Origin of the sequence: Actinocorallia aurantiaca (genome assembly GCF_039533685.1) — a bacterium.
Classification (GTDB): domain Bacteria; phylum Actinomycetota; class Actinomycetes; order Streptosporangiales; family Streptosporangiaceae; genus Actinocorallia; species Actinocorallia aurantiaca.
Window position 1 is genome coordinate 99249 of record NZ_BAAATZ010000035.1, and the last position, 9030, is coordinate 108278.

The window sequence follows — 9030 nt, forward strand, 5'->3', positions numbered from 1 at the left end:
CACTCTGTCGCCCGCCAAGCCGGTTCCGGCCTCAGCCGGGTTCGTGTGCTCTCCCCGCGGGAACCTCAGACGCTCTCCTGCCGGAGCTGCCCGAGGTAGGCGGCCTGGACCCGGGGGTCGTCCCGTAGCTCCGCGGCGCTCCCCTCCACGGAAACCCTCCCCCGCTCCAGCACGTATCCGCGGTCCGCGAGCCGGAGCGCGGTCCCGGCCTGCTGCTCCACGAGCAGGATGGTCAGGCCACGCTCGGCGTGCAGCCGCTTGAGGTAGCCGAACAGCTCGGCGACCTTGAGCGGGGCCAGGCCGAGGGACGGCTCGTCCAGCATGAGGAGCCGGGGATCCGCCATCAGGGCTCGGGCGATGGCGAGCATCTGCGCCTCGCCCCCCGAGAGGGTGCCGGCGGGCTGGGAGCTCCGCTCGGCGAGCCGCGGGAAGATCTCCAGCAGCTCGTCGCGCCTGCGCTCGTTCTCGGCGCGGCGGCGCCGGGTCGGGAAGCCGCCGAGGGCGAGGTTCTCCAGGACCGTGTGGTCGGGGAAGATCTGCCGGCCTTCGGGCACGTGGCCCAGCCCGAGCCCGGGACGGCGCCAGCCCGGCACCTTCGCCAGGTCCTTCCCGGCGAACCTGACCTGGCCGGAGCCCGGCTTGAGCAGGCCGGACACGGTCTTCATCGTCGTCGTCTTGCCCGCCCCGTTGGGGCCGAGCAGCACCACGAACTCTCCCTCGTCCACATGCAGGTCGAGCCCGTCGAGGGCGCGCACGCCCCCGTAGCCCGCGGTCAGCCCGGACAGTTCCAGCAGCGCGCTCACAGCGCCTCCTCATCCACCAGGTCGGGCCGTCCCAGGTACGCCTCGAGGACCGCCGCCGAAGTGCGCACCTTCTCGGGAGCGCCGCGCTCGATCACCTTGCCGCTCTCCAGGACGGTGAGCTCGTCACAGAGCCCCATGACGAAGTCGACGTTGTGCTCGATGAGCACGACGGCGAGCCCGCGCTCGCGCAGCACCCGGCACAGCCTCCCGAGGGCGTCAAGCTCATCGGACGTCAGGCCGGTGGCCGGTTCGTCCAGGATGAGCACCTTCGGCCTGCTGGCCACCGCGCGCACCACTTCCAGAAGCCGCTTCTGGCCGTGCGAGAGGGAGGACGCCAGCCAGTCGGCGCGGCCCGCGAGCCCCGCGAAGGCGAGCAGCTCCCTGGCCTCCTCGCGTTCCCTGCGGTCCTGGCGCCGGTAGGCGGGCGACCGCAGGACGGCGCCGAGCCAGGAGTAGCTCTCCTGCATCCGCATGCCGGTGAGCACGTTGTCCAGGACGCTGACCCGTTCGAAGAGGTGCGGGACCTGGAACACCCGGGTCACTCCCGCGCGCGCGACGCCGTGGGCGGCGGACGGCGCCTCCTCGCCGAAGATCTTCACCTGTCCGGCGTCGATCCGGTGGTAGCGCGTCAGGCAGGAGACGAGCGTGGACTTCCCCGACCCGTTGGGACCGATGATCCCGTGGACGGTGCCGGGCATGATCCGGATGTCGACTCCGTCGAGGGCGTGCACCCCGCCGAAGTGCTTCACGATGCCGCCGCCTTCGAGCGCGGCCGTCCCCTCGGGGACGTCGCGCACCTCCGGCACCACGTCCGGCACCTCGTCGGGGAGCTCCTCGTCCTTCAGCTCGGGCAGCCTGTCCCGGCCCGCCTTGGAGGCCCTCCAGGTGCCCACGAGGCCCTGGGGGATCACGATCATCGCGACCAGCAGCAGGAGGCCGAGCACCAGGGTGGTGTACCGCGCCTGGTCCTTGATCAGCTCGACGAGCACCGCGATGATGCCGACGCCGATGATCGGGCCGATCAGGGTGGAGATGCCGCCGAGGAACAGGCCGACGAAGAAGATGATGCCGTTGTCGAGCAGGCCGACGTCGGGGTTGATGAAGCCGAGCTGCAGCGCGTACAGCGCGCCGGACAGGCCCGCCATGCCGCCGCAGATGCCGAAGAGCAGGAGCTTGGCGCGGGAAGGCGAGATGCCCATCGCGGAGGCGGTGTCGGAGGACTCGCGCACCGCCATCGAGGCCCGGCCGACGCCGCTGCGCACGAGGTTGCGCTGCAGCAGGTACATCAGGGCGAGGCACGCGAGCACCACGTAGTAGAACGCCTTCTTGGACATGATCTCGCCGCCCAGCTCGGGGGCGATGCCGCTGACGCCGACGATGCCGCCGGTGACCGGGTCCCACTCCTTTCCGACCTCGATGACGATCAGGTTGGCGGCGAGGGTGATCATGCCGAAGTACAGATAGGTCGCCCGGAGGCTGACCAGCAGCACCAGCATCGCGACGACGGTTCCCACGACCACCGAGGCGATGAGGCCGAGCAGCCATGAGCCGCTGAGCTGGACCACCAGATACCCGGTGGCGTAGCCGCCGGCGAGCTGCAGTCCGGAGTGCATCATCGACAGCATTCCGCCGTACCCCATGGAGAGGTTCAGGGAGATCGTCAGGATGGCGCTGATCGCGGCGGAGGCGACGAGGCCGTTGTAGTACGCCGAGTTGTAGCTGTAGTAGTCGGTGATCATCGGCCAGGCGATCAGCACCGCGACCGCGATGACCGCCAGAGCGCCCAGCGCCACCGTCCGGGCGCGGTGGTAGCCGGGCGAGTCGAACACCGACCGCCGCGCCGCGCCGTCACCGGCGCCGGGGGCGCGAGAATCCGCCGTTGTCATCAGTGCGCCTCCATGGGCTTGCCGAACAGGCCGGACGGGAACACGACCAGGATCACGGCGAGTGCCGCGAACACCGCGAAGTTGCCGACGGAGCCTCCGACCATGCTCCGGACGACGGTGTCGAGGAGACCGACGATCATGCCGCCGGCGAGGGCTCCGCGCGGGGAGCCGACTCCGCCGATCACCGCGGCGGTGAAGCCCTTGATGGTGAACAGCAGTCCGGCCGCGGGCGCCACGAAGATCACCGGAGCGGCGAGCATGCCCGCGATCGCGGTGATCACCGCGCCGATCACGAAGGAGAGGCCGATGATGCGCTGGACCGGGATCCCCATGAGGACCGAGGTGTCGGTGTTGTGGGCGGTGGCCCGGATAGCCCGTCCGTAGACGGAACGCCGGAGGAAGAGGTCGTAGCCGACCATCACGGCCAGGGCCACGAGGATCGCCAGCGCCTCCTGCCACTCCACGGTGACCCCCGCCAGCTGGAAGCCGCCGTCCATGACAGGGCTCGGCCGCAGGGCGTCCACATCGAAGTAGGTGAGGTTGAAGAGGGATTGGAAGATCAGTGCCGCCGCCAGTGTCGCGATGATCCACGCGTAACGCGAACCGGACAGGCGGACCGGCAGCATGATCATGCGTTCCATGAGCAGACCCATGAACGCGGCCAGTACGAGCGTGATGCCGACGGTCGCGGCCCAGCCCAGCTTCTCGAGCGCGACGATCTGATACGCGACCGCGGCGCCGAGGATCACGGCCTCGCCCTGCGCGAAGTTCATGATCCGGGTCGGCTGGAAGACGATGGTCAGGGCGAGTGCGACCAGGGCGTACACGGAACCGGCGAACAATCCATCGATGATCGCCTCAGGGCTCATCTGCACGCCTCCTCTGAGAAACGAAGATCTGTAACCACGTTCCATATAGCGGAACAGGGTTTGAAATCTAAGCTCCCAGCATCCGGCTGTCAATAGTCAGACGTTTACAGCACCACCACTCGCCAGATATGGTTTTCCGAAGTCGGTCCGATGACCTGAGCCGTGGCCGCCCGTTCTGCGACCGGACGGAGGAGACCCGGGACGCCTTCTGCGCCCATGGCCAAGGAACGCGTGCCGGCCGCCGGCGGCCGAATCCACGCGAATCCCCCGATGGCGGGGAAGGACGGCGACGCCGTCCGGATCAGCGGACCGTCACGGGACGAAGGCGACGGTCGTCAGTTTCCTTCCGGTGCGATCCACCCCATCTGGGCGGACAGCTTCTGTGTGGAATCGAGAAGCGCCTCCACGCACGCGTCGACTCCCACGCGGAACCGCTCCATCGGTCCGCAGACGCTGACGACGACCACGGGTCTGCCGTGGTGGTCGAAGACGGGTGCGGCCACGGAGGCCGCGCCCGACATGCGCTCGGCGAACGACTGGGCCCAGCCGCGCTCGCGGATCTCCGCGAGCTCCTCGCGCAGCCTGGGAACATCACCGATCGTGCGATCCGTCAGCGGCTCCAGCCGGACCTCCGACAGGTATGCCTCGATCTCCTCGTCCGAGAGGAAGGCGAGGAACGCCTTGGACGAGCCGCCCGCGTGCAAGGGGTAGGGCACGCCGAGGGAGACGCTCATGATGACCTCGCGGGCGGGCGTCACCTGGTCAGCGTAGATCCGGGTCCAGCCGGCGCGAAGGGACAGGGTGGCCGTCTCATCGGTGCGCTGGGAGAGCGTCATCAACTCGGGCGCGATAATACGCCGAATGTCCAATCTGTCCAGATAGGCCAGTCCAAGACGCATGGCACCGATTCCCAGGGAATAACGCCTGCTCACCGGATCGAGAGCGATGAGATGCCTCCCGCGCAACGAGGACAGAATCCGGTGCACGGCCGCCTTCGACATTCCGAGCGCCTCGGCGAGCTCGGTCACCCCCAGCGTGGGCGCCGACGTCTCGACGAAATGCATCAGCACGTCCATGGCCCGCTCGACGGTGGCGATCACCTGTCCGGTGTTCTCGCGAACGGTGGGATCGCCGGGCAGGGTGTTGCGATTCTTGGTGGGCATGTCTTCCTCCGGAAAGCGGCTACAAGGTGTCAACCATTTTGGTGTTGAAGCCCCGCCCTCACCGGAAGATCGGTGACAATTCGCGTGTCGAGGAATTCCCGCCGCCCCGCCCTGACCGACCGCCGGGATTCCCGGGCGCCACCGGCCTCCGTCGTGGACGGAGCCGAATGGTATGCGCCCCCGATCACGCTGTGACACCGGCGCTCCCGGCCCTTCAGCCCGTTCCAGAACCCCCGCATGTCACTGCCAGCCCGTGAGCTGAGCTTCATCCGGTAGACGAGGTAGGTCATCGCGGGTCGTGCCTTTCCGGTAATGCGCGTACTGCGTGCCCGTTTCGCAGACAGTAACGCCGTTCCAAGAAATTGGGAAGTACCGGCCGGGAGTGGATGTCCCGCCCGGAGGCGTGTCACGGGCCGGCCGGAGCACACGCGAGGAGGCCGTTTCATGGAAGGAGCGAAAGGCCCGGAAGGTTCCCCGACGTTTGGAATCGTCGCGACGCCCCGGTTCAGGTGATGCGGTGCCGCCATGCCGGTTCGACCATCGGCCCGCCCCGGCGAGCGGCGGAGCCTCGGCTTCAGGCTCCGGACGGCCAGCGGCGAACGAGGGCGCGGCCGGGCAGATCGGGGAAGGGTTCGCCGTGCGGGACGTAAACCCAGACTCCGGCCTCGAGGAAGGTCACGTCGAAGCCCGCGGCTCCCTCCGTGGTCCCGGGCAGGCGGCCAGGGAGTTCCGCGAGGGAACCAAGCAGCACGGAGAGGGCGGATTCCGCCTTCCGGCCGGATCCGGGAGCGCCGTCCGCGATGCCGTCACGCCAGCGGGGAGGCCCGGAGAACCAGGCGACGGCCAGGCAGCCGTCAGCGTCCACGGCGCTGTCCGCCCGGGTCGCCGACTCGGGCAGAAAGGCGTGCGCGCCCGCGGGATAAGCGGTTCCGCTCACGGAGATCCGCCCCTCCAGCACCACGAACTCCTCGGCGCAGGTGTAGTGGCCGGCGCCCGGCCTGTACCAGGCCGGGGGGAAGCGCACCAGCGACACCGACGAGCCCATGGCCTCATCGGCGTGCAGCCGGACGAGCCGGACGGGAGCGGACGCGGCCGGCATGGTCACGCCGGTCCAGTCCCGGCCGAGGGCGCCGAGGTCGACGAGGCGGCTCTCCCTCATCAATGCCAGATCTCCGGGACGGCGCCGTGGACGCGGTGTTCCTCCACCACTGTGACCCGCTCGAGCCGGCCGTCGCGGAACGTCTTCCAGAGCCGCGACTTGTAGTCGTCCCCGGCGAAGGTGATCAACTCGACCACCTCGACGCCGGGCTCGTCCTGCCACCGGTAGGGGAACAGCAGGAAGCGCCCGTCCACGAGTCGGGCCCGCCCCTCGAAGTCGGTGGAGCCGAAGACGAGGTCGTCGTCGCCCTCGAACCTCGCCCGGAAGTCGAGAACCTGCGGTTCGGCCCCCGGCCGCCGGTAGATGATCCGCTCGTACCAGTGGTCGCCTTCCAGCCTGGTCTCCTGCCGGGAGGCATAGGTCTCCAGCACGGTGCCGCCGGGTGTCAGGTGGGTGTAGGCGCCCTCCCAGACCCCGGTGACGGAGGTGAGGCGCGCCCGCAGAGTGACCATGCCCGGAGCCTAAAGGTCAGATGTTTAATAAATCAAGCCACCCTCCCCTTTCATTCCCCCTATCGGAACGGCGTTCCATTATGCGACTCTGATGTCTCACCCTCGGAGTAGGAGCGACACGTGAACATCCGCGAAGGCATGCTGCCGTCCGCCGGACACGAAGGCGAGCGGCGGAAGCGCGTCCTGACCGGCGAGGAGCGGATCGCGTGAGCCTCCCCTCCTCGCAGCGCAGGATCGTCCTCGCCCGGCGCCCCGTCGGCGTCCCCCGCGAGGACGACTTCCGAATGGAGACGGCAGGGATCCCGCGGCCCGGACCGGGAGAGGTGCTGGTCCGCACGGCCGACCTCTCCCTCGACCCGTACGTCCGGGGCACTCTGACCGGCCGCGACCTGGGGCATCCGCCGATCGCCCCCGGCGATCTCGTCTCGGGCAAGTCGATAGCCCGGGTCCTGGACTCGGGCGCGTGGGTCGTGGCCGAGACGGGCTGGCAGGAGTACGCTGCCGTCCCCGCCTCGTCCCTGAGCCCGCTGCCCGCGCCCCTCGACGTGCCGCGCACCGCCTTTCTCGGCATTCTCGGCACACCCGGCCTCACCGCCTACGCCACGGTCACCCGGCTGATGCGCCCCGCCGCCGGAGACACCGTCGTGGTGTCCTCCGCGACCGGAGCCGTCGGCGGCGCGGCCGGGCAGCTCGCCGCGCTCGCCGGAGCCCGCACGGTCGCGATCGCCGGCGGGCCGGAGAAATGCCGGATCGCCGTCGAGCACTTCGGCTACACCGCGGCCGTCGACCGCCACGACCCCCGCTGGACCGAGGCCCTCGCAACGGCCTGCCCGGACGGGGTGAACGGCTACCTCCACATGGGCGGCGGCGCGGTGCTCGACGGCGTGATGAACCGGATCGCCCCGGGCGGACGGGTCGTGCTGTGCGGGCTTCCCGAGAACGCCAACGAGGTGGGGACTCCCGCCGTGCTGCCCGCGGGGCTCCTGATGCGGACCCGCGCGGTCGTGCACGGATTCGTCGTCTACGACCACGAGGACCTGCGGCCGCTCTTCCTCCGCAAGGTCGGCGGGCTCCTGGCGGAGGGGCGGTTGCGCCCGCTGGAAGACGTCCACGAAGGCCTCGGGTCCGCGCCCGCGGCCTTCCGCCGGCTCATGTCCGGGGAGAACCTCGGCAAGGTGATCGTGCGCGTCTCGCACGGATGACGCGGGGCCCCGCCCGCCTTGACCCTCAATACATCAGACAATTAGTGTCGTAAGTCAGACCGATGTTCCGCCGCCGCGAGGCGCCCGGAACGCCCAGAAGCTGGAAGGCACGCTCATGCGGACACCCCTCGGCACGGCTGAGGCCATGCTCAACGCCGTCATCGACAAGAACGTGGACGGCGTCCTGGAGACCTTCTCCCCTGCCGCCGACGCCTACGTCTTCGTCGAAGGCCCGCGCTGGACCACCCATGGCGGCGACCGGATCGCCGAAGGGTGGCGCGCCTACTTCCAGGCGCCGGTCGGCATCACCGAGTTCCGCTGGGTCGAAGGACCCTTCGTCTACGAGGGCGACGCCCTCTCCCAGGTCTGCGGAGTCATCGACTACGGCATCGTCGGCGACGGCAAGGTCGGCCGCCTGCGGATGCGGATGACCTGGCTGGTGCGCCTGGAGGAGGGCGAGTGGCGCATCGTCCACGAGCACGGCTCCCAGCCGCTCGACGACCCCTACGGCGCAGGGGACTGGTGGCCCGAGGGCGCCAACCCCCTGTCCTGAACCGGGAGGGGCACCCATGATCAGCGAACTGCGGGCGGCGACGGTCTCCGTGGCGGACCTGGAACGATCGTGTTCGTTCTACCGGGACGCGTTCGCCTACACGCGGCACGCCGAGGCGGAGGTCGCCGGACGCGAAGTCGAACTCCTCTGGCAGATGCCCTCCGGTCTCACCGGCCGCACAGCCGTCCTGGGACCTGAGGGCGCCACCGCCGGACTGCTCCGGCTGGTGGAGTTCGACGCACCCGGAGAGCCGTACTGGGGCGACTACTCGCGGGCCCAGGACTACGGGCACTACGCGCTCAACATCCGGGTGGGCGACATCCATGACGCCGTCGCCCGGCTGCGCGCGGCCGGAGGCAGCAGCAAGTCGGAGCCGTCCCACTGGACGGCGTCGGCGGATCTGTCCGCCTGGGACTCGCTGTCCTACGACCCCGACGGCAACATACTCGACGTCTTCCAGCTGGAACCCGCCGAAGGGTCTCCCCTCGCGGAGTACGACGGGCGCCCGAGCGCGCTGCAGACGGTCGCGGTCCACGTCTCCGACGCCCGCGCCTCCGCGGACTTCTACTCCGCGTTCGGCTACGTCGAGCTTTACGACAAGCTGGTCGAAGGCATGGAGTCCTTCTTCCGGCTGCCGCCGGGAACCGGTCTTCGCAACATCAACATGTACGTCCCGGACAGCCCGGCGACCGGCCGCATGGAGCTGGCCCAGTACGTCGGGTTCCCCGGGGTCCGGCAGCACGAGCGCGCGGTGCCACCGCAGCTCGGCATCCTGTCGGTCTCGCTGGCCACCGACGACCTCGCGGCCACCGCCGCGCTGGTCACCGGGCTCGGCGGCGCGCCGGTGTGCCCGGCGGTCGCACTGGACCTCCCGCCGTACGGCCCCGTACTCGCCCAGTCCTTCTTCGGGCCGGACGGCGAGGTCCTGGAGTTCCACCAGCAC

At 69.7% G+C, this 9030-nt stretch carries 9 protein-coding genes; 3 read left to right on the plus strand and 6 right to left on the minus strand.

Features of this window, described 5'->3' with window-relative positions; all coding sequences use genetic code 11:
* Nucleotides 1-65 precede the first annotated feature (65 nt).
* The 6 genes from ABD327_RS34625 to ABD327_RS34650 form a co-directional block, all read right to left on the minus strand.
* Nucleotides 66-803: an ABC transporter ATP-binding protein gene (locus ABD327_RS34625; protein WP_344457361.1), complete on the minus strand. Its 738-nt coding sequence runs from the start codon at nt 801-803 to the stop codon at nt 66-68.
* Nucleotides 800-2689: a branched-chain amino acid ABC transporter ATP-binding protein/permease gene (locus tag ABD327_RS34630; RefSeq protein WP_344457363.1), complete on the minus strand. Its 1890-nt coding sequence runs from the start codon at nt 2687-2689 to the stop codon at nt 800-802. The genes ABD327_RS34625 and ABD327_RS34630 overlap by 4 nt, the downstream gene beginning before the upstream one ends.
* Entirely contained in the window at nt 2689-3558 is an 870-nt protein-coding gene (locus ABD327_RS34635; protein WP_344457365.1) for a branched-chain amino acid ABC transporter permease, read from the minus strand. Before ABD327_RS34635 ends, ABD327_RS34630 begins: the two co-directional genes overlap by 1 nt.
* Nucleotides 3559-3893: 335 nt before the next feature.
* Nucleotides 3894-4721: an IclR family transcriptional regulator gene (locus ABD327_RS34640; protein ID WP_344457367.1), complete on the minus strand. Its 828-nt coding sequence runs from the start codon at nt 4719-4721 to the stop codon at nt 3894-3896.
* 574 nt (nt 4722-5295) lie between these two features.
* Nucleotides 5296-5880: a cupin domain-containing protein gene (locus ABD327_RS34645; RefSeq protein WP_344457369.1), complete on the minus strand. Its 585-nt coding sequence runs from the start codon at nt 5878-5880 to the stop codon at nt 5296-5298.
* Complete coding sequence (locus ABD327_RS34650) at nt 5880-6332, minus strand: DUF3598 family protein (RefSeq protein WP_344457371.1); 453 nt, start codon at nt 6330-6332, stop codon at nt 5880-5882. Before ABD327_RS34650 ends, ABD327_RS34645 begins: the two co-directional genes overlap by 1 nt.
* Before the next feature lie 206 nt (nt 6333-6538).
* Here ABD327_RS34650 and ABD327_RS34655 point away from each other — a divergent pair, with 206 nt between their 5' ends.
* The 3 genes from ABD327_RS34655 to ABD327_RS34665 form a co-directional block, all read left to right on the plus strand.
* Entirely contained in the window at nt 6539-7534 is a 996-nt protein-coding gene (locus ABD327_RS34655; protein ID WP_344457373.1) for a zinc-binding dehydrogenase, read from the plus strand.
* A 115-nt stretch (nt 7535-7649) separates the two neighbouring features.
* Nucleotides 7650-8087 carry a YybH family protein gene (locus ABD327_RS34660; RefSeq protein ID WP_344457375.1) on the plus strand — a complete coding sequence of 146 codons (438 nt, stop codon included), beginning with the start codon at nt 7650-7652 and terminating at the stop codon, nt 8085-8087.
* A gap of 16 nt (nt 8088-8103) precedes the next feature.
* The coding region (locus ABD327_RS34665) for a VOC family protein (RefSeq protein ID WP_344457377.1) at nt 8104-9030 on the plus strand (927 nt) is incomplete at its 3' end.